Here is a 26,643-nt window from a genome sequence, read left to right on the forward strand (position 1 = left end):
CCTACGAAACTATTCTTCTGAAACATCCAACAAATAAATGCCTCTTTCAAATCCACCGCGCTCTATTTCTTTTTTCTTACGAAGACGTTCTACATCTTCAATTGTTGCACCTTCTGCACGCGCTAATGAAATGATCACTTCCAGTGCATCCGCAAGAGAATCTAGCGCATGTTCACGCTCTTTCATAGAAGCAAATTCACGAATTTCTTCCGTTCCAATTTTCGCTAAAGCTTGTATGTATGCTTGTCCTGTTAATTTTTGTGCTGTATATGTTTTTCCAGACCTTAAAATCTTCTCTGGAACACGATCTCTTACTAACTTGTTATATGCTGACATCATTCAACCTCCTATATTTAATAACATCCGAGCTCTGCTTTATAGAAAAACCATTTTTTCTTCACGCACGCACTAAGCATATCAATTCCTGATCCATGTGCCCTTACGTGAGGAAAGAAATAGTGCTCTGATTCTTCTTCCTTACCATATAGAGTTTGGTATTCAGCTGGAATTGCTTCTTTTTTCACATCTTTTTCTTTCGTCACTTCGCCAGAAAACGCAACGCTTGGATGTCCTTCAAAAAACAATGCAGTTCGCACAGCCATAGATTGTGTACTATGCAAAGCATAATATGCTATTACAATCATGCCGATAACACCAATAATTTTCTTCATATATTACTCCTTAAAAAAAAAGTGCTAACACAATTATACTAAAATGTGTTAGCACTTTCTCCCCTTTACCTTAAATTAACCGGCAGTAAAACTACCATTAATTCAAATTTCACTTTATTCCCCTTTAAATGCAGGCAAACGTTTTTCTAAAAATGCAGCAATGCCTTCTTTATGATCCGCTGTTTGTCTCATCGCATATTGGCCGCGCTTTTCAAGTTGCAGCGTTTGTTCTAAATTGGAGCGATTTACTTCACATAAAATTTGCTTCGTTTGAATCATCGCTTTAATCGGCTTTTGTGACCATTCACTAATTTTTTGCTTCACAGCCGTTTGGAAATCCTCGCCGATTACTTCATCAATTAAACCGATATCAAGCGCTTCTGTTGCTGATAATTTCTTTCCTTCCCAAATAATTTGCTTCGTCATATTTTCACCGACGCGCTTTTGAAGGAAGAAATGGCCGCCACCATCTGGAATTAAAGCGATTCCAATAAAGTTCATCGCAATAACGGATGATATATCTGCCATCACATAGTCAGCTGTTAACGCAATACTTAACCCAAGACCAGCAGTTGGTCCATGAATAGCACTAATAACAAGCTTCGGCATCGTATATAAAGTCACAACAACTTCAGAAATGGTATTCATAATGCCATCAAACTTGCTTTCATCATTACTTGAAAGCATCGATTTAATATCTCCACCCGCAGAAAAACCACGGCCGTTTCCGCATAACACAACAATGTGTGCAGAACTCTCCGCTACTTCTTTCAATTTTTGTAATAACTCTTTTAACGTTGGCTCATCTAATGCATTTAACACCTCTGGGCGATTGACCATAACCGTTGCAACGTGCCCTTCATATTTCACAACGACAGATTCTGTTTTACTTGTTACTTCCATTATATATACCCCTCTTTTCTACATAAAGATTATACTTATATAATTATAGAAAGGTGATGAAAAACCCTTCTTTTTTCTCAATTTTCTGTCTAATAATCTCGTAATTTGTATATGACCTTGTATAAAACATACAATTCCGTTGAAAAATATAGAAATTAAAGTCGGTTTATCACCTCTCTTCATCTATTTACCATTACAATGAAATGGTGTATTCTTAAGTCTGATATAAAAATTAAATATAGAAATTCATTCTCCTTCCTATTAATATAGAGGTTCTGAAATAAAGGAATGAAGAAATGGAGGAACATATGGTTACTAAGTTCAAACAGACGGATAACTACTTCCCGCATTTCCTACTGCTATTCATTGTGTTTCAACCAATTTTAGATTTATTAACGTCTTTTTCAATCTATGTATTACACATGAGCGCAACAGTCGGAATCGTAGTCCGTTTCGCCTTTATGCTTCTTGCATTAGGTTATCTACTTCTTCATCATAAACAACAAGGCGCGAAAAAGTATATTCTTTATTTATGTCTATTTGGCATTGTACTCGCAATTGGCCTTGTGAATAATTTAATGGTCAAATCTCCAGTTTCATTTGGAGAAGAAGTGAAATTTATTTTGAAAAGTGTATATCCAATAGTACTACTGTTTGGATATATTATCGCACTAAAAGAATTAAAAAATAACGACTACGCGTTGCATAAAATCATTACGTATTTCTTATATGCAACGTTAATTTTAAGTATTTCAATCATCGCGGCTATGGCAACTGGTACAGATTTCCCAAGCTATCCGAACTCAAAGATCGGTTCAAGAGGATGGTTCTTTGCTGGAAATGATTTAAGTTCCATTTTTGCAATTATGTTCCCAATCGTTGTCTTATACTCAGTTCATAAAACAACTTCTTTCTCAAAAGCGTATTACTGGATTCCAACTGTAGTTGCAATGTATGCAAGCATTATGATCGGAACGAAAGTAGGCTATGGTGCCATCGTTATTACACTTGGTATCGCCCTTTTCTTCTTATTCATTGAATATATAATACATCGTAAAAAAGAAGGAAAAGGATTCACATATCTTGTAAATACAGTTGTTGCTGCTGTCGTATTAGGAGGGGTACTCGTACTTACACCGCAAACTCCTATCGCAAAAAACATGACCATCCATTTACAAATATATGAATACAAAAAATCAGTACAAGAAGAAAAAGACCGAAAAGAAGGAAAAGTAGTTACAGAAGAAGAACATGAGCAAGGCGAACTAACAGACTCTGAAATGAAAAGTTTAATTTACAGTGATCGCGACAAGTTTTTAAAAGTATATAAACAATACTATAAAGAAGCACCACTATCTCAAAAACTATTTGGAATGGGGTACGCTGGTAACTATACAACGAAAATGAAGTTAGTCGAAATGGATTTCCACGACCTATTCTTCGCATTCGGAATTGTTGGCTTCCTTATGTACTTACTGCCACTTCTTTATTTCGGTATAAAAATATTCATTCGCTTGATCAAAAACTTCAAGAAACTATTTAGCGTAAAACATATGCTACTAGCTAGCACACTCGTCCTATCGCTCGGTATCGGCTTTATGTCTGGACACGTATTAACAGCACCAGCCGTTAGCATTTTCTTTGTTGTGATACTCGCTTACTTAATTGTTGATTTAGAAATAGAATAGAAAGAAGCAGCATCCATCTGGATGCTGCTTCTTTTCTATTCCAACCCTTTACCGCCTCTAGCAAAATATTCGTTAATTCTTCCCGATTACGTTCTTCCACAATAAACTTACCATACAATCCGAATTTACTCATTTTTCTCCCCCCTAATTATGCCACTTCTCTTATCTCAAAATTAATAATTCCCATAAATCACTCAAATACCTTCTTTTCCATTAAAAAACACTTAATGGCACACCTTTCTTATATATGAAATGAGAAACTACTTATATAGAATAATTATTTTAATCGAATTATTAACATGCTAAAATATTAAAGGCACTATTATATAAAAGAATATATAATAGATATGTCGGTTTTTTTTTGCACGAAATGTATTTCGAAAAAAGTGAGGAGAGTCCTTTGGTATTTAGTAGTTCGATTTTCTTATTTATCTTTTTACCTCTCGTATTATTTTTCTATTTTATAGTGCGTGCCGAGCTACGTAATTTCGTATTACTTGCATTTAGTTTAATTTTCTATGCATGGGGCGAACCGCGTTTCGTTCTTTTAATGCTCTTTTCCATCGTATTAAACTACTGCTTTGGCCTACTCGTGCATCATTATGATAAACGAAAAAATATGAAAGTCACATTTTTAATTATGGCTGTGGTCGGAAATATTTTATTACTGTCTTATTTTAAATACATTTCATTTTTCACAGACATGTTAAACAACGCTTTACATTTATCTATTCATGTGGAACCTATTCCACTACCAATCGGAATTTCATTTTATACATTCCAAGCGATGTCCTATGTCATCGATATATACCGTAAAGATGGGGATGTTCAAAAAAATCCACTTAACTTAGCGTTATATATATCTATTTTCCCTCAGCTTATTGCCGGACCAATTGTTCGTTACAATATCGTTGCTGAGCAAATTAAAACGCGCATCCATTCTTTTGAACGATTCACAGAAGGTATTCAAATTTTCGTTCTCGGATTAGCAAAAAAAATATTAATCGCCAACCAAGTAGGATTTGTCGCCGATAAAATATTTGCCTTACCACCATCTGAAATAAGTGTTGGAACGGCATGGATTGGTATTATCGCCTACACCCTCCAAATTTATTTCGATTTCTCAGGGTACTCTGATATGGCAATCGGACTTGGAAAAATGTTCGGATTTGATTTCCCGAAAAACTTCAACTACCCATACATCTCTAAATCTATTTCAGAGTTTTGGAGAAGATGGCATATTACACTTGGTTCTTGGTTCCGCGATTACATATATATCCCGCTCGGCGGAAACCGCGTTTCAAAACTAGCGAATTATCGTAACCTCTTCATCGTATGGGGATTAACTGGTTTATGGCACGGGGCGAGCTGGACCTTTATCTCATGGGGCCTATATTACGGCTTTATTATTTCAATTGAAAAAGCTGGATTTGAAAAAATATTAAACAAACTATGGAAACCGCTGCAACATGCATACGTATTATTAATCGTTATGATCGGTTGGGTCTTCTTCCGAGCTGACAACTTCGCTTACTCGTTCCAATATTTAAAAGCGATGTTCGGCATAGATGGGCAATCTCTCATTGACGACAATACAATGTTATACGTACATGAATACATTATCGTATTTCTCATTGCCTTTATCGCAGCGACACCAATTTTAAAACGAATGAAAAACATATTAGAACTCGCGCCAAAAACGTATATGTTCACGATGCAATTTTTACGTCCTATATTACTACTAACATTATTTATGATTTCGGTTATGTACTTGATTAACTCAACATATAATCCATTTATTTATTTCAGGTTTTAACTTATGTAGGAAGGAAAAGTTATTATGAAAAAATTGGGGAACCTCATCCTGTTAATTGGTTTTCTCACCATTATCTTTTCATTTGGCATATTATCGTTACTCAAACCAGACCGAGACATTTCACCAGTTGAAAATCGGCCGCTCGCTCAAAAACCAGCACTGACGAAAGAAGCTCTCCTAACTGGTAGCTTCTTTAAAGATTTTGAAACATACACAAATGATCAACTAATCGGACGAGATGAATTTATTAAAAGCTATACAATTGCCCAAATTAATATGGGCAAATCTCTCATTAACGACATTATTTTGACTGATGATAAATGGCTCCTTAAAAATCCAGCGTGGACGAAAAAGTATAATGAAATTGATCAATCCATGCCCGCTATAAACGACTTATCTCAGTTTTTAAAAGAACAAAACGTCGAGTTTTACTTTGCTTTACCACCGTCAAAAACGAATGCATTATCATTTAAATTACCTTCTCATATTCACACTTATGCACAGGACAATTTAAATTACTTTCTAACAAAACTTCCAGCTGACGTAAAGCCAATAAAACTGATGGAACACTATAAACAGAACTATACGAACGAAGAAATACAGGACATGTATTTCAAAACAGATCATCATTGGAATATGGACGGTGCCTTCTTAGGCTACCAATATATAATGAACACAATTGGACAACAATCTTCTATATATAAAGGAAAAGAAATAAAAAAAGAAGATTACACTCGTACATGTGCGCAAAATAAACATTTAGTCGGAAGCTTCAACAACCAACTATACCAACTCATCGATGCAACTGGTGAAAAATTGTGCTACTACACACCGAAAGGCGGTTTCAACTTCACAAGCGTTACCGCAAAAGATGTGCAAGGTACTGTTCATCAAAACTTAGATGACATATACGGCGTAGAAAAACAAAAAGATACAACATCATACGCAGGATATTACACGGACGACTATCCAGAAATCGTCACCGAAAATAACAATGCACCAAATGAAGTACGCGCCTTAGTCCTAAAAGACTCATTCGCAAACGCAATCGTGCCACACTTAGCACAAAGCTTCAAACACACATCTATCCTCGACCTGCGTCACTATCACGAAAAAGATGTATATCAATACATTAAAGACAACAATATTAACATGGTATTGTTCGTGTATAGTGATTCGAATTTGAGTGGGGATATGTTTAAGTTTAAGAAATAGAAAGAAGGCTCTTGTAAATGTACAAGAGCCTTCTTTCTATTAAAAAATCAGTGGGGATGAATCCCCACTGATTTTTCACTTCATCTATAATCGAATTATAGATTTGGGTTGTTAAGAACGTTAACGTGTACAGCTTGTGAACCGATTTCGCTTGTAATAACATTTTTATCTGTTAATACTTTGAATACTAATGTACCTTTGTCAGTGTACTTAGTAGTTAAAGTATCGTAAAGGTCTGCCTTGAAGTTTGGAAGTGTAGAATCACTTGTTTGAGATACTGTTACATCTCCAAGTTTTACATCGCCAGCGTTAAATACAGCATCGCCGTTTCTATCTAAGTAAAGTTTACCTTGCTCGTCACCAGATTTTACAACACGTACTTTATGTTGTGTTTCTTTCGTTAAGTTAATACCTTTTACGATATCATCAAGGTTACTCTTCTCAAGCTCTAATACAGTACCGATGTTGATTTTCTTCTCAACGAAGTTTTCTGTTTGAACTGGTTTGAAGTTTACAGATTTAATAGCGATTGTTTCTTGAACGATTTCAACTGTCGCTTTACCAGCAGTTGCACCATTTTTCGTTAAGTGGATATCAACTTTACCTGGTGCTTTACCTGTTACAACAACTTTATTTCCAATAATTTTAGCATCAGCTATATCTTTGTTTTTAGACTCAACTACATAACCCTCTAAGTTTTCAGGATCAGAGTATACGCGATCTGAAGTGTACTTAGATAATTGATACTCAACTTTGTTAGAAACATTTAGGTCAAGTTTCGTATCAGGTGATTGGCCGTATTGACCTACTTTAGATACAAGTTCAAAGTTTTTAAATGCAACGTTACCTTCTGTTACATTCACATATAATGAACCTAAAGTAGCTCCATTAGCATTTTGGAAGTGAACTGTACCTTCGCCTACTTCGTTACCTGTAACCGATACAGTTTTTGTACCGATTGAGCCAGCATCCGTTGTTACTACATCTAATCCACCTTCTGCAACTACACCTGTTTTTGGAAGAACTTCTTTAATTGCAGCTGAGTTAGTACCAAATGGATCGCCATATTGGTCAGTTGTTACGAATGTAACAGGTAATGTTTTATTTTGAACAACTTGTAATTTGTCTGGGTTAGCTTTTACTGATACTAATTTACGAGAATCAGTCGTTACTTTAAATTTAACATCTTTCGTTACGTCACCTACTTTAATAGTAAGTGTAGCTTCACCAACAGCCTCAGCAGTAATATAGTTGTTTACTACAGAGATAATACCGTGGTTTGAAGATTTGATGCTAATTGATCCTGGATCAACTACTTTATCTTCTCCAGCAATTGTAGCAACTAATTTACTAAGAGATGCTTTTTCACCAACAACTAAAGTTTGGCTATTTAAAGCAAAGTCTTTACCAGCAAGCTTGCTGCCATAGTTTACAGCACCATCATTATCAGCATCTACCGCAAATACAACATTTTTAATTGCAGAAGCTGGTGTATCAAGGTTTTTCACTGTAATAATACCAGTGTTAGAAACTGTTAAACCACCGCGTTTTGTAACTTGTACTTCTACTTTGTAGTCACCTTGCTTAATGCCAACAGCTAGTTTACCTGTAGTAGAAGTAGCTTCTCCACCTTCAAAGATGTTTGCTGATGTACCATCTAAGTTATTTGCTACAAATTTGACGTCATGATCTGCTAAGTTTAAGTACTCAACATCAGCGTTACCTTTTTCATCGTTTAATTTGAAAGCAACTGTTTGACCAGCACGATCATCGTCAAATGTAAGTTTTTCTACTGCTAATTTTTTAACTTCGTATACGAATTTCGTTACGAATGATTGATTTTTCACTTTTACAGTAAGATTTTTATTTGGAGCTACTTTACCACCAAGTGTTACAACTGCAGAAGTACCGTCAGCACTTGCTTCAATCGCAACAGCTTTGTCTCCATCAAGAGTTACATCTTCAGCAGCAAGCTTATCTAAACCAGTACCTGTTAATGTTAATTTCGTTGGTTCAGAAATTTTCACATCAGTTACATATGCTTGTGCATTATCTTTTTTGCCATATTTTTTATCTGCTACTGCGATAAATTTAGCTGCTTCTGCACGAGATACAGATTTATTTGGCTCCCATTTGTTTCCGCCTGTTCCTTCAGAAAGTCCAAGATTGATTAGGATGTTTGCTTTTTCTTCACCCCAATGATCTAATAAATCTTCAAATTTTGTAACTAACTCGCCGTTAACTTTATCTTTTAAGTTATAAGCACCTACTATCATAGAAGCGAAAGAAGCACGGTCAATCTTTTTATCTGGAGAGAAGTTTTCTTTACCATCACCTCTAACAACACCCGCTTTTTCAACAGCTGCAATGTATTTAGAAGCCCAATGATTTTTAGCATCTTTGAAAGATGGTTGTGCACCCTCTTCAACTTTTAAACCTAATGTAATTGCCATAATTTTCGCAGCAGAAGCACGATCAATTTCTTCAGCTGGAGCGTATGTACCATCTGGCTTACCTTCGATTGCACCTTTATCTACTAAGTAATTGATAGAATCTAATCCCCAATGACCAGCTGGAACGTCTGGGAATGATTTTCCTGCTGCTGCTACTGGAGATACAACACCTGCTACCATTGCTGCTGTCATTGTACCTGCGATTACTTTTTTGTAAGAGTTAGTCTTTGCCATTTTATAAATTTCCTCCTTCAGGAATATGCTACTAGTTTCATATCATATTAAATTTGAAAACTAGCTAGTTAGAAAAACCATAAAACAATAAAAGCACAAACAAAAATACTATAATGAAAAGTAGTTCATATAATAAAATGATACAAACCGTTAAATGTAAATATAGGGTTTAAATACCATTTTTTGAAACAAGTTCATCATACTATACAAAACTATTCGTTATCAAGAACTTTCTCAAAAGAAGATTCGACATATTCTGATAATTCAGTCTTTTCATTGTATTATTAGTATATTAATAATACTCAAATATAGAAATGAACAAACTGTTTTCCTATAAACCACTCTCACTGCGCTTCGTATATTTTTCATATCGAATACACAATTGGAATTATAGCACATATTTCCACTTCATCACTTAAATGTTTTTTACAATAAATACAATTTTCAGACTGCATTCGACTAAAATTATTGAATTTCGACATTTTATTCTTCTTTTCGAATGTTTTTTTAACAAAAAAAGGTGTGAATTTACAAATAATTTACATATTAATGAGATATTCTTCTATTTTTGAAAACGCTTTCGATTTGTTTCTCAATAAAACTATTCTTTTCAATCTCAAATGTACATGAAATAAGATCAAAATAAAAAGCCTATGATACTCATAGACTTTTGTCTATTTTCTCATAGGCTTTTATTAATCATTTCATGTATCGAATGATTTTAAATTAGTTTTTTGCTGCTTCTTTAATAGAAACTGTAACTTGTACAGCTTTATCAAATTTTACTTCTTGTGTTTTTCCATCTTTTACAACTGTCATGTTTTTCACATAGATAGATGTTGTGCCTTTTGCACCAAATGTACCAGTTTCAGTTACAACATTTGTATCAGCAGAAACGAATTCTACATTAGAAACTGTTGCTTTTGCTGTAGTTGCAGGTACACCATCAACAGATAAGATATTTAAAAGTGCAGCTTGTAAATTAGCATTCGGAGCTACTTCTTTAAGAGATGTACTTGTAAATTCTACTGCTAATTCTTTAGCAGCTGGTGCTGTATCAACAACTTTGAATGAGTGAGTTGTGATTAATTTACCATCTAGTACAACTGTTACTTTATAAGTTTCACCAGCTTTTGCACCTTGACCAACAGTAATTACACGGTTATCTTGTACAGTAACTTGTGCATCAGTTGCGTCTACTTCTTTACCTTCTTTGTTTGTTGTTGTTACTTTTAGTTCAGCTGCTTCTGCACCTTTTAATACTAATCCATTTGCATCTACAGGAAGAACTGAAACAGTCATTGCATCCTTCTTGTTTTTATCCGTAACATATTTATCTAATTCTTTTTCTAAACCACGAACCTCAAATTTAGAGAAAGCAGCTGGAGCTTTTAATTCTACAGCTAATTTAGCTTTTACTTCTTTTTCACCAGATTTAGTTGATAATTCTACAGTATATTTACCAGCTTCTTTACCACCAGCTCTAACTGTTAACTCACCTGTCTTCGGATCGAAGCTTGCAACTTTTTGCGCTGCTACTTCTTTACCGTCTTTATCTAATACAGTTACTTTTACATCATCAGTAGCAAATTCTTTACCATATTGGTCTAAAACTTCAGCTTTAACTTTTACGCCTGTTTCATCTTCTTTAGAAAGTGTAAGGCTTGTTTGCTCTAATTTAATCTCTTTTAATGCTTTTTGAGCAAAAGCTTCAATTTCAACTGTTTTTGAAGCAAGTTCTTTACCATTTTCATCTTTAACAGTTACTTTTACTGGTGCTTTTCCACCTGTACCTAATACAGTAATTTTACCAGTAGCTTTATCTACTACTACCGCTTCTGTATTTAAAGATTCGAATTCAACTTTCACGTTGTCTAATTTAGTTACTGTCGTACCAAATTGGTCTTTTAATTGAACTTTTAACACAGCGTCATCGTTTTCATATACTTTATTATTTTGTTTGAAGTCAGTTTCATCAAATTTAGCATCTGTTGCATTAGAAACTACTGTCCAGTTAGAGATTGAAGATACTGCAGTACCTTCAGCAGAAACTTTTACTTCTTTACTTTCAGCTACTACTTTACCGTCTTTTTTATAAACAGCTTTTACAGTAGTTGAAGTACCTTTGGCTAAATTGATTTTACCTTCTGTAACTTTAGCTGGAGTTACAAATTCAATACCTGCTGGTGAAACAACTTCAGTACCGTTTTCATCTTTAACTGTGTATTTTAATTCACTGTCTACACCCGCTACAACTGTTTGATCAGCCATTTCGATTGTTTTTGCTTCTAAAGAACCTACAGTTACTTCTGCTTTACCAACTTTGTTTACATCTACAGTGTAAGTTTGTTTAGCAGCTAAATTGCTATATAATTCAACTGTAGCAGATTTTTTATCATCTGATAATTTTACATCTTTAACTAATACTTTATCGTTGTTAGCTTTGTTAGCTACTTTAACGTCTTCTTTAGTTAATTTTTCAACAGCTTTGCTGAATTTAACTTCTACTTTTTGAGTTGTAACTGCTTTAGCAGATTCAACTGTTACTGCTTCTTTACCAAACTCTTTGTCAGTCTTAGCAATAAATTTAGCAGCTTCTGCACGAGTCACAGCTTTATCTGGCTCCCAACCATTTCCAGTACCATTAGTGATATCTAAAGCAACTAAAATGTTAGCAGCGTTTTTACCCCAGTGAGGGATTAAATCAGGGAATTTAGTTTCTAATTCTCCGCTTACTTTGCTGTCTAATTTGTATGCTTTTACGATCATTGTTGCCATAGAAGCACGATTAATTTGGTTGTTTGGATTAAACTTACCAGTTTCATCCCCTTGAATCACACCAGCTTTTTCAACAGCTGCGATATATTTAGCAGCCCATGAATCTTGAGCATCTTTGAAAGATGGTTTTGCACCCTCTTTAACTTCTAAACCTAATGTAATTGCCATAATTTTCGCTGCAGAAGCACGGTCAATTGCTTCAGTTGGAGCGAATGTTCCGTCTGGCTTACCTTCGATTGCTTTTTTTGCTACTAAATAATCAATGTACTCTGCACTCCAAGAGCCAGGTTGAACGTCTGGGAATGATTTTCCTGCTGCTGCTACTGGAGAAACAACACCTGCTACCATTGCTGCTGTCATTGTACCTGCGATTACTTTTTTGTAAGAGTTAGTCTTTGCCATTATATATATTTCCTCCTTAGGAATGTAATACTAGTTCCATAAGTTTTTAAATAGATGTTCTATTTATTTTTGAAACTAGTAGATATAAATGTGGTTAACGTATTCTTTGTACAGAATAATAGAATATTCTGTATTACGGAATCACAAAGAAATCATACACCCTTTTCGTCCAATTTAAAATCTCAAATTCGACAAAAAAAGTGAATTTTCGAAATTCTGAATGATCGTTTTTTCGACTTTTATTTTTAAATATCCAGATTATAAAATCAGAATATTTAAAACGAACAGAAAAACACGTCAGAATTACATTTTTAACAATCTTCTTATAACCATTTACAACTATAACAGAAAAACGTTTTCAATATCAATATTTAACTATAAAGATATTACGACATTAATCGACAGCTTATTTTTATATACTTCGACATTTTTATTACCTTCTCATCTCTCAAAATTACCAAATCTATTTTCTTATAATTTACCAAGTAAAACGTAAAATCCTAACATTCTTTATATAAGAATGTTAGGATTACCAAACATACATCTTATCTCTCAAACTTCTTTTTTATGAGCATACATTTAAAATCATTTATACAATTCGACATTTTTCTGCAAATATTTATTTTCTTTCGACATTTTATATTTTTCAACTAATAAAAAAAGAGGATGTCCTCTTAAATTAAGATTACATTCCCCTTTTTTCAAACTCTTTTGAATTCAAGTCACTTATGATGTAGCGAGACGCTGTTGAAATTTGTTCTCTCAATTCTTCTACTCTTTGTTCCAATGTTTCTTTTACATATTCTTTTTGTTCCAGTTGTTTCGTTGCCACGTTATACAAAGTTTCAGCCGTCCAGTCACCATCTACGTTTCCGATAATCGGCTGATTTACTTGTTGTAAAAATGAATCGATCTTTGGATCATATGAAATACCGACCATAGGAATATTAGCAACCGCTGATAATATAAGCGCATGAAGTCTCATACCTATTAGAAGCGAACATTCCGACAAAATTGAAATTTTCTCATGAATATCCAGCTTATACGGAAGCATATGAGCTTCTTCTCCCATTAAGTTAATAATATCGCGTGATGCATTTTGATCAAATGGTCCGTGCATTGGTACGAATAAAATATGGTATCCTTCACGCTTAAATTTTTTCAGCGTATCTGCTAGCTTCTTCATATAATCTTCTTTCGCGTCCCAATACCTCACACTAACTGCAATTACTTTCCCTTGAATCGAATGTTTTTGCAGCCAATCCGACTTCATTCCTTCTGGTTGACATGCCAATACTGGATCTGGAACTAGTTCGATCTCTTTCTTAATACCCATTTCTTTTAAATACAAAAATGAATCTTCATCACGAACTGATATATATGCCGCTTTTGATACTTGCCATTTCACTAATAAACGATTTTGTCTTTTCGTAATTGGACCAATTCCTTGCGCGTAAATATAATACGGCTTCTTCAAAAAACGAGCAATCCGCATAATACCTGTATAGTACAAAATGCTTTTAATACTCGTTTTATCTTGAAGGAGACTTCCCCCTCCGCTAATTAAACCGTTACTTCTCTTTATTTCCTTATAAATTGCTCTTATATCCCAGCGATTTACTGCCTCTACACCGTACATTTTTCTTGTATAGTCGGGGTCATTCGAAAGTACAACAAGCTCAAGAGTAGGATTCTCTTCATGTAGCGCTTTAATAATTGATTGCAAAATTGCTTCGTCCCCAACATTATAAAAACCATAATATCCTGATAAAACTAACCGCACTCTTAATCTCCTCCAACATTTCGCAATCAACTTTTTGTCATTCAACAAATTGCTATCAACTCTTTAATAAGAAAAGTTGGATAACTTCAAATTGATTTCTTTCACAAACATATACATAGCCATACTCATTTATAGACAAATTTACTTACTTAAAAATAGAATTTGCTTTTTGGATATCCAGTTCAACTTTAATGCGCATATGCCATATATGAACAAGGCCACACAAAATGCTAAACCACTATACATCATTGCAATAAATCTAGAATCTACCACATTTATTACAGTAGATGTGAAATATAATCCTATACCTACTATACTAGATACTCCGATTACAGCAAAAAATCTCCCCATGCGAATTGAATAAGCCAATTCTTTTCGAATGTATATATAATTTACGATACAAATTATGATATATATGATCAGTGTACTATAAGCCGCACCAGTTATGCCAAATTGACTTACGAGTACTATATTTAATATGACTTTTACAAAACTCGCTCCAACAACTATCCACGCCGCTTGCTTAGAACGGTTAATTCCTTGCAAAATTCCTATTGATAATACCATAAGTGATGTGAAATACGAACTACCAATTAAAATAGCTAACATGCCGCTCCCTTTAGCATCTGTAAACAACCCAACATTTAACGGGACTGTAAGTGCCATGAGCCAGATTGTTATCGGCGTTGTTAAAACATGAGCAAGCTCATTTGTTCGTTCAATTGTGTGTTTTGCTAACGCTATATCTTTCTTTGTTAATGCAGCAGTTAACAACGGGATTAACGGAAATACCATCGCGCTTGCAAACACGACAATTAATTGTGTAAACGCAAAGCCACGACTATATATACCAAATTGTTCTTGAATCGTTGTAGTGGATTCATGCAACATATGTGGAATCGTTACAGAATCAACTAAATTTAACAACGGCATCGATAATGCTCCAATCGCAATTGGAATCGAAACCTGAAGTATCTTTTTTGCATTTTCTTTAAAATCTTGCAGTGAATATGTATTACTTTTATAACGATATATACTTTTTACATACTTCAATCTCAAATAGATAAGTGACGTAATTACCCCAAGGCAAGAACCAATCATTGCGCCGCCTGTTACAACATCACTATCTTTATTCCAAGATACGAATAAGAATGCAATTGCTAACATAAAGAAAACACGAATGAACTGCTCAATCACTTGTGACACCCCGGTAGGAATCATATCTCCAAAACCTTGGAAATACCCTCGATATACCGCCATATATGGTGCGATTAATAAAGCAAACGAAGTGACAATTAATGGGAGTCTCGTATCTTGTCCACCAAGCATATTTGCAAACATACTTGATCCAATCATAATAACCGAAAATCCAAGCACCCCAAATATTACTCCAATAATAGATGCTGACGTAAATAGTTTGGCAATCCCACCCTGGTCATTCTTCTCATGAAGTTCAGCGATTAACTGTGATATAGCTAGCGGTACTCCCGCTACTGATAAAGTTAAAGCTATCATATATACAGGAAAAACAAGGCGGAAAATCCCAAGCACTTCATCTCCTGCTATATTTTGTAATGGGATTTGAAAAAAACTTCCCAACACTTTCGATAGAAACGTTGTAATCGTTAAAATCGCAGCGCCTTTCACAAACTTATTATTCATCTTCTAGCTCTTTTCTTTCAATATATAATTTAAATACTTATTACATCATAAAACGAGATAGCTATATTCTTCTCTTTTTTGAAAATTTTCACTTTATCTCATTTAGCTATCATACCAAATTTCTTATACATTGAATACTCTCTTTCTTTATGCCCTTCAAATATAGCATGTGCAATAACACCTTATTTATATCCAGTTTTTTCTTCAATTTACTACTTCTACTTATTCCAGATAAACATGTGCTATAATGTAGCTATTGTCAGTAAGAGGAGTGTTTACAACATGCTGAATTCGGTAAAAAAGCTGTTAGGAGATTCTCAAAAGAGAAAACTAAAAAAATATGAACAACTTGTTCAAGACATTAATAATCTAGAAGCAAAACTATCTGATTTATCTGATGAAGAATTACGTCATAAAACTATTATATTTAAAAACATGCTACATGATGGAAAAACAGTGGATGATATAAAAGTAGAGGCGTTCGCTGTTGTACGTGAAGCAGCAAAGCGTGTACTTGGATTACGACACTACGATGTGCAGTTAATTGGTGGCCTTGTACTATTAGAAGGTAATATTGCAGAGATGCCAACTGGCGAAGGAAAAACATTAGTTTCTTCTCTTCCAACATACGTACGTGCTCTTGAAGGAAAAGGCGTTCACGTTATTACTGTAAATGACTATTTAGCAAAACGAGATAAAGAATTAATTGGCCAAGTTCATGAATTTCTAGGTTTAACGGTTGGATTGAATATTCCTCAAATCGATCCTACCGAAAAGAAACTTGCTTACGAAGCTGATATTACATATGGTATTGGAACAGAATTTGGCTTTGACTATCTACGTGATAATATGGCCTCTTCAAAAAATGAACAGGTACAACGTCCCTATCATTTTGCTATTATCGATGAGATTGATAGCGTTTTAATTGATGAAGCGAAGACGCCTCTTATTATCGCGGGTAAGAAATCAAGCAGCACTGATTTACACTATTTATGTGCAAAAGTTATTAAATCATTCCAGGATACTCTTCATTACACGTACGATGCAGAATCGAAATCTGCTAGTTTTACAGAAGACGGTATTACAAAAATAGAAGATTTATTTGATATCGATAACCTATATGATTTAGAACATCAAACTTTATATCATTATATGATCCAAGCATTACGAGCTCATGTCGCTTTCCAATGTGATGTTGACTATATTGTACATGATGAAAAAATTCTACTTGTAGATATTTTCACGGGTCGCGTTATGGATGGTCGCTCTTTAAGTGACGGTTTACACCAAGCTCTTGAAGCAAAAGAAGGTTTAGAAATCACTGAAGAAAACCAAACGCAAGCATCCATTACAATTCAAAACTTCTTCCGTATGTATCCAGCATTATCTGGTATGACAGGTACAGCAAAAACGGAAGAAAAAGAATTTAACCGTGTATATAACATGGAAGTTATGCCAATTCCGACAAACCGTCCTATCATTCGTGAAGACAAAAATGACGTCGTGTACGTAACAGCCGATGCTAAATATAAAGCTGTACGTGAAGATGTTCTAAAGCACAATAAACAAGGACGCCCGATTTTAATTGGGACAATGTCTATTTTACAATCTGAAACCGTTGCGCGTTACTTAGATGAAGCGCATATTACATATCAATTATTGAATGCGAAAAGCGCAGAACAAGAGGCCGATTTAATTGCAACAGCTGGACAAAAAGGACAAGTTACAATTGCGACGAATATGGCCGGACGAGGTACTGATATTATACTAGGTGACGGTGTTCACGAACTTGGTGGATTACATGTAATCGGGACAGAACGCCATGAATCAAGACGCGTTGACAATCAGTTAAAAGGTCGTGCTGGTCGTCAAGGAGATCCAGGTAGTTCTCAGTTCTTCCTTTCTTTAGAAGATGAAATGTTAAAACGTTTCGCACATGAAGAAATGGAGAAATTAAATAAATCACTGAAGTCAGATGAAACAGGACTTATTCTAACTTCTAAAGTTCATGACTTCGTGAACCGTACACAATTAATTTGTGAAGGTAGCCATTTCTCAATGCGTGAGTACAATTTAAAGTTAGATGATGTAATAAATGACCAACGTAACGTTATTTATAAATTACGTAATAACTTGTTACAAGAAGATATAAATATGATTGAAATTATTATTCCAATGATTGATCATGCTGTAGAAGCCATTTCTAAGCAATATCTTTTGGAAGGTATGCTTCCAGAAGAATGGGATTTCGCTAGTTTAACAGCAAATATAAATGAACTTTTACCAGTAGAAAACATGCCATCACTATCAGCGAATAATGTACATTCACCGGAAGATTTACAATCCGTTTTGAAAGAAACATTATCTCTTTATAAAGAGCGCGTAAATGAGCTAAATAGCCATACTGATTTACAGCAGTCGCTACGATATGTTTCCCTTCATTTCCTAGATCAGAACTGGGTAAATCACTTAGATGCAATGACTCACTTAAAAGAAGGCATCGGGCTAAGACAATATCAACAAGAAGACCCTACTCGTCTTTATCAAAAAGAAGGCCTAGATATCTTTTTATACACATATGGTAATTTCGAAAAAGAAATGTGCCGCTATGTTGCAAGACATTTAGGTGTTCCTGAAAACGTACAATAACGAGGTGAAAGATAATGTTATCATTCCTAAAAAGAGCTAAGAAAAGCGGAAAAGATACGACTGTCTCTAGTAATCAATTATTCGGACAAGAAGAAACAAATACTGAAAATAAAACAGTAAAACCGACGCTTTACTTCCACCCTAGCTGGGGTGCAGTAGCACAAGAACAAAAATACATTTATCAATTTTTAAATAAAGAACTAACACGTTTACAAGAATATCAAATTTCTTTATCTGGAATTGAGATTGAAAAACGTGATAATGGTTATGATGTAGCTGTATTTATTCGTAGCACTGTTCCGAAACCAATTTCTTTCGAAGAGGTTACATTAATCCTTCTAGATAAAGAGAAGAAACTATTTGCCCGCAAAACATTTAATCTTTCTGCATTAGGAGATATTCCTGCAAATGTAAATATGCCATTCATCTTTACATTTGAGCAAGAAACAATTACAGGTGCCGAATTATCGCAAACAGATTGGGAATTAGCGTTTGAACTTGAAAGTAAGCATGTATTAGATTTAGACCCATCTTGGGAAGCTCAGTTACCTGAAGCAAGCAAAGAAGCTTTACGTAATTTCGTAGACAATTTAACACCTCCAAATGATGGTGAAATTAACTTCCTAGGTCTGCAAGCTGCAAGAAAAGAAAACGGTGATTTACATACAACGCTTCTTATTCGTAACGGTTGCAAAGACGACATTCAACTAGAGCAACTTCCTCTTCACATTGAAGATGCAGCAGGTGCAGTTGTCGTGAAAGGTGCTTTCACGTTACCGAATCTTGAAATTAAAGCGAACACTACAAAACCGTGGTCATTTGTCTTCCCTGCTTCATCTATATTAAAAGAAGATATGGATCTATCTTCTTGGAAAGCATTTGTACCACAAGACTAATAAGAGAGGCTGCTCTAGAAGCAGCCTCTCTTATTCTTTCCCATACAAAAAAACCTGTTCAAAAAGATGGTCATCACACCTCCTTGGACAGGCTTATTCTTTATGTAAAATTTATTTCGTTACTAATAAACGTTCAATATGATATTCAGCTTCTAACTTGCACATTTCATCTACATGCTTCACTTTATTTTTCTTTAATTGCTCTACTTGCTCTTCGCTCGGCTCTTCATTAATAAGCTCGTTAATTTTTTCATTCACTTTCACTGCTAACGCTTGATGGAAATCTGGATGTTCTTTCAACTCATCATCTACTTTATTAATCCAAGTTGATTTTGTGTATAAATATTGTTTCCACTGTTCAACAAATTGCTGCATATCAAATTTTTCTTCATGCCATTCAATTTCTTTCATATACTTCTCAAAAGAAACAACAATTGATCGCGTAATCCCGATCTTCACTCCATGTGGTAACTGTTTGTACATCAAATATTCCCTCCAGCTCACAGCTCTTCCTTCTGAATATAAAGGAATCTCAAAATTCATATACCTTCTTATAATAGCACATACCTAATCTAGAATGTTACTATACTGCTAAGATTAATAAATGTCAATAACATAAAAAACATCACGATATAAAGATATTAAACACAATAAAAAACACCCTCATACGAGGGCATTTCCTTACATAGCACCAGCTTCTACAAACTGTAATTTATCTTTCTGCTCATTACTCGCCAGCGTTACTAACGTTTTTTCAATATGAGTAGGCACTTGTTCTAGCGTCACACTCACTCCTGACTTATCCGACTGCTCAATGAAATTAAATAACGCCATTGCGCCTGATACATCCATATAGCGCACATCTTTCATACGTAAAACAACCGGAGACTTTACGTCTTGTAAAGCATAAAAAATACGATCCACTGTTAAAAATGAAAGTGGGCCTTTAATTTTATATGTCGCGTCTTTTTCTTTTACAATAGAAGCTTTACGTTCTTTACATTTCACCATGTATATAATGAACGTAAGAATAATACCGAACGCAACAGCAATCATTAAATCGAACTTCACTGTGACAATCATCGTTACGAGCATAACAATGACATCACCTTTTGGTGCTACATGCATTTTCTTCATGCTTTCCCAATCAAACATTCCAATACCAGTTAAAATTAAAATACCTGATAATACAGCAAGCGGAATGTATTGTACGACCGATCCAAGTCCCATAATGAAAATAAATAATATAACACTATGCATACTTGCTGAAAGCGCCGTTTTACCACCGCTTCTTATATTAACGATAGACCGTACAGTCGCCCCTGCCCCTGCTAATCCGCCAAACAACCCGCTCATCATATTACCGATACCTTGTCCGACCAGTTCTTTATTACTTTTATGACGTGTACCTGTCACATTATCCATTACGACCGATGTTAACAACGAGTCAATCGATCCTAATAAAGCAATACTAAGCGCTGGTAAAATAAGTTCTGCAATCCCTGTTCCACTTAAAGATGGAATATGAAGCGTCGGCATCGCTTCTGGAATCGTCCCAATTTTTTCAATCACCTTATTTAATGACAAGTTTCCGATAATCGGTAACTTCACTGTAAGCCCTTCTAACGCAGAAGAAAATAAAGGAAGCAAAGCAGTTACACCGACTAATGCAACTAAACTAGACGGAATAGCCTTAATCCATTTTCCAGAAACAATCATTACAATAATCGTTAATACTACGAGTAGAAAACTATTTTGCACATGCTTTATTTCACCTAAAATAATAATTAATGCGATTCCGTTCATAAATCCTGAAACGACAGGATACGGAATGTATCGAACGTAAGATCCAAGCTTACATACACCGAATAAAATTTGAAACAGTCCCGCCATCATAAAGGCTATAAAACTCGCCTCTAATCCGTGCGTCGCAATAACTCCTGTTGCAATAACCGTAATCGGTCCAGTTGGCCCCGTTACCTGCCCAGGTGTACCACCAAATAACGCCGCAAATAAACCTGCAAAAATCGCACCATACAATCCGACTAGTGCTCCCTCAGATGTTCCCGTTGCAGCAATACCAAATGCAATGGCAAGTGGCAACGCAACAATCGCAACAGTAAAACCTGCTAAACATTCCTTTGCTATTTTTTGAAACATATAATAACCACCTTCACATTAAGTCCACGTTCCATTGTACACCTAAAAGAATATATTCGTTAGCCCACTTTTTACAGTATCGTGACGTAAACGCATTCAATTGTAAACTTCCGCCGCATCTTTGGAAACTATTATAACTATGTTATAATGAACAAATTAAATCTTTTATTATATATTTGGAGGCACTATGCTAACTTTTGAAGAAAAATTATCGATCATTGAATCTTTCCCTGAATTAGAAAGAAAGAACGTATCATTAAAACGCGTGAACTTTCACTTTGAAGAAAGTCGTTTAGATAAAAAGAACGTTGTTTATCACTTACATCCAAATGGAAACGGCTTTGTATATGCAAACTTCATTAAAGGTTATAAAACAGATGATAAAGGCATGATTAACATCCGTGAGTTTTCAGAAGAAGAACTGCGTTCATTAATTGAAAAAGTAATTGAACGTCTATCACAGGAACCAGAAGAAATTGTTACAACAATGGAACCTGCTGCTGAAGAAGAATGGAAGAACGAAGACGGCCACATCCTAACTCTTATTCAAGAGGATGATATGTGGAACGTGTACGCTGGTGTAAACTTAGACGGTACATTCAACTCTTATCCAGAAGCTGCGGAATACCTTGATGAAGAAGGATTTTCCCGTAAATAAAAGTAGAAAGTGGGCATCCCAACATGACCATCAAACAATGTTGCAAACCCCATTTCATTCAACGATTTTTATAACAATAAAAAACCCTCAAGCATCCATATACTTGAGGGTTTTTCAATTAAAAAGTAGAACTGCTGAAAGTTCTTACATTAAGAACAAAGTGGAATTGGTACAGGAATTTGAATACCTTCTACAAATAAGAAGTATTGACCACTTACTATTTTAAAACAAACCAATTGCATGGCTATTCCTCCCTTCTGTTAGATTAATACATTATATTAGTTAATATTATTATACATATAATTAAATAGTTTGTTTTTTAAAAAAGTTACTATGCTACCATCTCTTCACTCAAAGAAAATATCTTCACCTTTCTTTTTGACTATATAAACTCCTTCCTCACACTGTTTCTATTAATTTCCATAAAATAATTTAGAGGAGGATTAAAAATGAATACAACTGCTAGATTAGTAAGTTGGAAAGAACATGGAGATATGATTATTTTGGAATGTGAATCAAATGGAAAACGCTTCGAGATATCAACATATAAACAACGAATATATAATGCCCACCTTTTGTCAGATGACGTATATGTTCGTTTAGATTCATCTGATAATATAATTGGAATAGATATCTATAAGAAGTAAGAAAAGCCCTCTATTTTTGTAGGCGGGCTTTATCTTTATTACAAAATACCAAAGTATACTCTCGTTTTCTCATGAAGTTTATGTAATTATACATATTCACAAAAAATAAACTAAATGAATATTACATGTAGTAAAATATAACTTGTGGACACGTTCTATAAAGCAGATTCTTTTAAAAGGCGTAACATATCAATCATTATAGGGGATGTGGCGTTACTCCGATACTGATCTCAGATCTCTTATATTTTGTGAACTAACAATCTAGTGTATATAGACGATTCTGTTTTATAGTATGTGTTTACACTTATAACAAAGGGGTAATACGGATAGATTCGTATGAAATGAAAATGGTTCAAGTCGGAGAGAGGCACCTTAGGGTGTCTTTTCTTTTGTACATTACATCCCTTTATTTCTTTCACATTGTTTCAAATGCACGAATTACTCTTCATTGCAAAGAAACGAGAATTAAGTGAAGATTGATTGATTTTCACTTAATTCTCCACCTCTACAAAAGAGCAAAGATATTGCTTACAGACAAACAGGCGAAAATCACATAGATATGAGGCATCCGACACTTTCTATTTTTTCGCGCCTTTCAACGACTCTCTAAGCACAAACTTCTGCAATTTCCCACTTGCATTACGAGGAAGTTCATCCACAAATAAATAATGACGTGGGCGTTTATAATCTGCTAATTCATCACTTTCTTTACAATATATTTCCAAATCATTTTCTGTAATCGTTTCATCTTTCTTTACAACGACGGCCACAACACGTTCTCCCCATAATTCATCTGGCTCACCAAGCACCGCAACATCTAATATACCAGGATGACTATGTAGAAAATCTTCAATTTCACGTGGATAAATATTAACGCCTCCGCTAATTACCATATCATCCACACGATCTGCGACGAATAAATAGCCATCTTTATCGAAGTAACCTAAATCACCAGAGTGATACCATCCTTTATACATCGATTTTGCATTTGCTTCTTCTCGGTTATGATAACCAGCCATCATAGTTGGGCCGCGTAAAATAATCTCCCCTACTTCATAAGGAGGTAATACCTCATCTGGTTCTGCTGGTGCATCATCATTTGGTTTTACAATGCGGATTTCATGACTAAAGCACGGTGTTCCTGCTGAACCTGCTTTCGTAATTTGATCTTCTTCTACAAGAAACGCAACAACTGGTCCCATTTCTGTCATTCCGTATATTTGTACGAGATCAATATAAAGACGTTCTTTACATTCCTTCACTAATGCTGGAGCCATTGCCGCTCCTCCATATATACCAATCTTCATCGATGTTAAATCGTACTGCGTTAAATCTTTTTGCAGTAACATATTCCACATCGTCGGTGCTGCAAAAAATGTCGTAATCTTCTCTTCTTGAATCGTATGTAATACTCTATCCGTATCAAAGTGATGTAAAATAACATTCTTTCCACCAACTTGAATACGCGGAATGATTCCAGCATTTAACTCGCCGCAATGATATAAAGGCGCCACTACAAGCCCAGCACTATCTCTATTATATTTTAAGAAATACGTACAAATCATACTATGCTCAGCCATTTCACGATGGCGATGTAGCACGCCTTTCGGATGACCTGTCGTACCGCTCGTATATAGCATAGAACAATAATCCATTTCATCAATTTCGATATCTACTTTGTCAGAAGATGCTGCATTCACTTTTTCATGGTAAGAACTAGCATAGGAAGGTGTATCGTCTTCTACATACCAAAAAGACGAATTTGGAAAATCTCGTTCAATGATAGCAACAGTTGATTCAACTGCTTTTTCAAAGACTACTACTTTCGAGGCTGCGTCTTGGAGAATATACGATACTTCTTTTGCCTTTAAGCGGAAATTAATCGGGTTAAAGATTGCCCCTATTTTCACGCAAGCTAAGTAAACGTTTACAAATTCACGGCAATTATATAAGTAAACAGATACAGTATCTCCCTTTCTTACCCCTTCTTTCAATAGCGCTTGCGCCGTTTTATTTATTTGCTCATCCCACTGTTTATATGTCCAGCGAATATTTTTTTCCGGCTCTACTAACGCCTCTTTATTAGGATACTTACCAACAGCTAAATCAAATATTCTCCCTATCGTCATGTACATGCCAACAATTTCCCCCTTTTCTCTTTCATAAATCTATCATTTCGTCTATAAGTAGACATTGTCCTCTAATGATTTGACTAATTTTTCTGATTATTATCGACATAGTTTTACAATCAGTGCCGCTTAGCGGTAAGTGAAATTATATCGGCGGTTTTCCGAATATATCGACCACAACTTGAAATATATCAGCGATTTTTCGAATATATCAACTTACCGACAAAAACTGACAAAATAAAAAAGAGGCTATTCCAACTCGGAACAACCTCTTTCTTCTTATACGAATAGCTCTTCTAAAATTTTCAGTTTGTCTTCTGTATATTTTACGAAGCCATCGTTATATGATTTTGGATCTTTCGGATTTGCGAAGTGCGTAATTGCGCCTGTCTTCGGATGAACAAATTTACTTGATGCACCACAGCCAAGTCCGATAATCGATTGAACTTCTTCCATAATAACAATGTTATAAATACTTTCTTGCGTCGGCATTGCATAACCAACGTTCTCTAAGTTACCTAAAATATTCTTTTGACGATATAGATAATATGGTACGTAATTATGCTTTTGCGTCCACTCTTCTGCTTCGTGCATCATCGCTGTAATTTCTTCGCGACCAGCTACTTTATATTTACGTTTGTTTTGCGTCATTTCAGAAGCACGTTTGAATGATAACGTATGAACTGTTAACGATTCTGGCATTAACTTTTCTGTCTCATCTAACGTATGCTTGAAAATATCTAACCCTTCACCAGGAAGACCAATAATTAAGTCCATATTAATATTGTTCATTCCCATTTCACGAGCTAAGTGATACTTCTCAATTGTTTCTTCTACAGTATGATGACGCCCAATTGCTTTTAATGTCTCTTGATGGTATGACTGCGGATTAATACTAATACGGTCAATGTTCCATTTATTTAACACTTCTAGCTTCGCTGGCGTGATTGTATCTGGGCGACCTGCCTCAACTGTTACTTCACGCACATTTTTCACATCTGGGAACGCTTCATACATTTCTTCATACAGCATATCCATCTCTTCTGCTGTAATACTTGTCGGTGTACCGCCGCCGTAATAAATCGTCGTAACTGTTACACCTTTTTCTTTTAAAAACTTACCAATTTCACGGACTTCATAATGTAAACCACCTAAGAATGAATCAACAGAGCCTTGGCGTCCGTTAATTGCATACGCCGGGAATGTACAATATGCACATTTTGTTGGGCAGAATGGAATACCGATATAAATACTTACTTCCTCTTTCAAACGGTATAAATCCGGAACTACCGCTAATTGGCAATCCACAATACGCTGAAGAAGTTCAATTTTCTCTTCATGAATTAAATAGCTTTCACGAAGTTCTTGGTGTGCTTCTTCTTTTGACATACCACTTTGAAGCATTTTATGAAGAAGTTTTGTCGGACGAACTCCTGTTAAAATGCCCCAGCTTTGTTCAAGACCAGTTAACTGTTGAAGAACAGAAAGATATACATAAGAAACAACGTGCTTCACTTGCTTCATACGCTCTTTTTCATCTGTGAAAGCAGATAAATCTTTTGCGAAAGTTTCTTCATACACATTTCCAGTAGCAACCTCTGTTAAACGAGCTGATGCTTTCACATTCTCTTCAATGTGTATATCAACAATAAGATTTGCTTCCTCTTGTTCAAATCCAATCGTACTATCTTCAAAAAATAAGCCGCCAATATTTTGCAGCGGACGTAAAAAACGATCATCTTGTAACGTTTTAATTGAAATTAACAACATTATCACCTTTTCATTTGCAAACTCTCTTTAGTTTACTTGAAGGGCGTTTGTAGGTCAATACAGAAGGTTTTACCTTATTTCTATATCCTATTTAAAACAAACTGAATATTAGTTTTTCACGAACTTTTC

At 35.0% G+C, this 26,643-nt stretch carries 19 protein-coding genes; 7 read left to right on the forward strand and 12 right to left on the reverse strand.

Going from position 1 to position 26,643, the window contains the following annotated elements; all coding sequences use genetic code 11:
* Positions 1-9: 9 nt before the first annotated feature.
* The 3 genes from QCI46_RS22910 to QCI46_RS22920 all read right to left on the reverse strand — a co-directional run bounded on the left by QCI46_RS22910 (position 10) and on the right by QCI46_RS22920 (position 1,574).
* Positions 10-336, reverse strand: coding sequence for a nucleoside triphosphate pyrophosphohydrolase (locus QCI46_RS22910; protein WP_087985736.1), 327 nt, complete (start codon positions 334-336; stop codon positions 10-12).
* Between the two features lie 17 nt (positions 337-353).
* Positions 354-671 (reverse strand): hypothetical protein, encoded by a 318-nt coding sequence (locus tag QCI46_RS22915; protein ID WP_098135146.1) that lies wholly within the window; start codon positions 669-671, stop codon positions 354-356.
* Positions 672-785: 114 nt separating this feature from the next.
* The gene (locus tag QCI46_RS22920; RefSeq protein WP_046957213.1) at positions 786-1,574 is read right to left on the reverse strand and encodes an enoyl-CoA hydratase; all 789 of its coding nucleotides are present in this window, start codon (positions 1,572-1,574) and stop codon (positions 786-788) included.
* Between the two features lie 308 nt (positions 1,575-1,882).
* On the opposite strand from QCI46_RS22920, the gene QCI46_RS22925 reads away from it, so the two are divergent.
* The gene (locus tag QCI46_RS22925; RefSeq protein WP_353841492.1) at positions 1,883-3,262 is read left to right on the forward strand and encodes an O-antigen ligase family protein; all 1,380 of its coding nucleotides are present in this window, start codon (positions 1,883-1,885) and stop codon (positions 3,260-3,262) included.
* Here the strand turns inward: QCI46_RS22925 and QCI46_RS22930 are convergent.
* Positions 3,204-3,395, reverse strand: a complete 192-nt coding sequence (locus QCI46_RS22930; protein WP_353841493.1) for a hypothetical protein — start codon at positions 3,393-3,395, stop codon at positions 3,204-3,206. The genes QCI46_RS22925 and QCI46_RS22930 overlap by 59 nt on opposite strands.
* Before the next feature lie 267 nt (positions 3,396-3,662).
* Here QCI46_RS22930 and QCI46_RS22935 point away from each other — a divergent pair, with 267 nt between their 5' ends.
* Positions 3,663-5,078, forward strand: a complete 1,416-nt coding sequence (locus QCI46_RS22935) for an MBOAT family O-acyltransferase (protein ID WP_353841494.1) — start codon at positions 3,663-3,665, stop codon at positions 5,076-5,078.
* 24 nt (positions 5,079-5,102) lie between these two features.
* A complete protein-coding gene (gene patB1, locus QCI46_RS22940) occupies positions 5,103-6,293 on the forward strand; it encodes a secondary cell wall polysaccharide O-acetyltransferase PatB1 (RefSeq protein ID WP_353841495.1) in 1,191 nt (396 codons plus the stop codon).
* A 95-nt stretch (positions 6,294-6,388) separates the two neighbouring features.
* Here patB1 and QCI46_RS22945 read toward each other — a convergent pair whose 3' ends face one another.
* From QCI46_RS22945 to QCI46_RS22960, 4 genes are all read right to left on the reverse strand, one after another.
* Positions 6,389-8,980 carry an S-layer homology domain-containing protein gene (locus QCI46_RS22945; protein ID WP_353841496.1) on the reverse strand — a complete coding sequence of 864 codons (2,592 nt, stop codon included), beginning with the start codon at positions 8,978-8,980 and terminating at the stop codon, positions 6,389-6,391.
* Between the two features lie 726 nt (positions 8,981-9,706).
* The gene (locus QCI46_RS22950; protein ID WP_353841497.1) at positions 9,707-12,160 is read right to left on the reverse strand and encodes an S-layer homology domain-containing protein; all 2,454 of its coding nucleotides are present in this window, start codon (positions 12,158-12,160) and stop codon (positions 9,707-9,709) included.
* Between the two features lie 685 nt (positions 12,161-12,845).
* Positions 12,846-13,943, reverse strand: coding sequence for a polysaccharide pyruvyl transferase CsaB (gene csaB, locus QCI46_RS22955; protein WP_353841498.1), 1,098 nt, complete (start codon positions 13,941-13,943; stop codon positions 12,846-12,848).
* A 141-nt stretch (positions 13,944-14,084) separates the two neighbouring features.
* Positions 14,085-15,605, reverse strand: coding sequence for a putative polysaccharide biosynthesis protein (locus tag QCI46_RS22960; RefSeq protein ID WP_353841499.1), 1,521 nt, complete (start codon positions 15,603-15,605; stop codon positions 14,085-14,087).
* Positions 15,606-15,887: 282 nt separating this feature from the next.
* Between QCI46_RS22960 and secA2 the strand changes: the two genes are divergently transcribed.
* Together secA2 and QCI46_RS22970 are read left to right on the forward strand one after the other, a co-directional pair.
* Entirely contained in the window at positions 15,888-18,254 is a 2,367-nt protein-coding gene (gene secA2, locus QCI46_RS22965) for an accessory Sec system translocase SecA2 (protein ID WP_353841500.1), read from the forward strand.
* Between the two features lie 14 nt (positions 18,255-18,268).
* The gene (locus tag QCI46_RS22970) at positions 18,269-19,150 is read left to right on the forward strand and encodes an accessory Sec system S-layer assembly protein (protein WP_353841501.1); all 882 of its coding nucleotides are present in this window, start codon (positions 18,269-18,271) and stop codon (positions 19,148-19,150) included.
* 111 nt (positions 19,151-19,261) lie between these two features.
* Here QCI46_RS22970 and QCI46_RS22975 read toward each other — a convergent pair whose 3' ends face one another.
* Both QCI46_RS22975 and QCI46_RS22980 read right to left on the reverse strand, forming a co-directional pair.
* Positions 19,262-19,633 (reverse strand): hypothetical protein, encoded by a 372-nt coding sequence (locus QCI46_RS22975; RefSeq protein ID WP_353841502.1) that lies wholly within the window; start codon positions 19,631-19,633, stop codon positions 19,262-19,264.
* A gap of 198 nt (positions 19,634-19,831) precedes the next feature.
* Positions 19,832-21,310, reverse strand: a complete 1,479-nt coding sequence (locus tag QCI46_RS22980) for a SulP family inorganic anion transporter (RefSeq protein ID WP_353841503.1) — start codon at positions 21,308-21,310, stop codon at positions 19,832-19,834.
* A gap of 187 nt (positions 21,311-21,497) precedes the next feature.
* Between QCI46_RS22980 and QCI46_RS22985 the strand changes: the two genes are divergently transcribed.
* Both QCI46_RS22985 and QCI46_RS22990 read left to right on the forward strand, forming a co-directional pair.
* Entirely contained in the window at positions 21,498-21,968 is a 471-nt protein-coding gene (locus tag QCI46_RS22985) for a hypothetical protein (protein WP_172554654.1), read from the forward strand.
* Positions 21,969-22,417: 449 nt separating this feature from the next.
* Positions 22,418-22,615 (forward strand): hypothetical protein, encoded by a 198-nt coding sequence (locus QCI46_RS22990; protein ID WP_353841504.1) that lies wholly within the window; start codon positions 22,418-22,420, stop codon positions 22,613-22,615.
* Between the two features lie 578 nt (positions 22,616-23,193).
* Here QCI46_RS22990 and QCI46_RS22995 read toward each other — a convergent pair.
* Positions 23,194-24,750, reverse strand: coding sequence for a fatty acid--CoA ligase (locus QCI46_RS22995; protein WP_353841505.1), 1,557 nt, complete (start codon positions 24,748-24,750; stop codon positions 23,194-23,196).
* Positions 24,751-25,023: 273 nt separating this feature from the next.
* Entirely contained in the window at positions 25,024-26,514 is a 1,491-nt protein-coding gene (locus QCI46_RS23000) for a coproporphyrinogen III oxidase (RefSeq protein WP_327959452.1), read from the reverse strand.
* Positions 26,515-26,643: the final 129 nt, after the last annotated feature.

It is taken from the genome of Bacillus cereus group sp. RP32, assembly GCF_040459735.1.
In the GTDB taxonomy this organism is placed as follows: Bacteria; Bacillota; Bacilli; order Bacillales; family Bacillaceae_G; genus Bacillus_A; species Bacillus_A wiedmannii.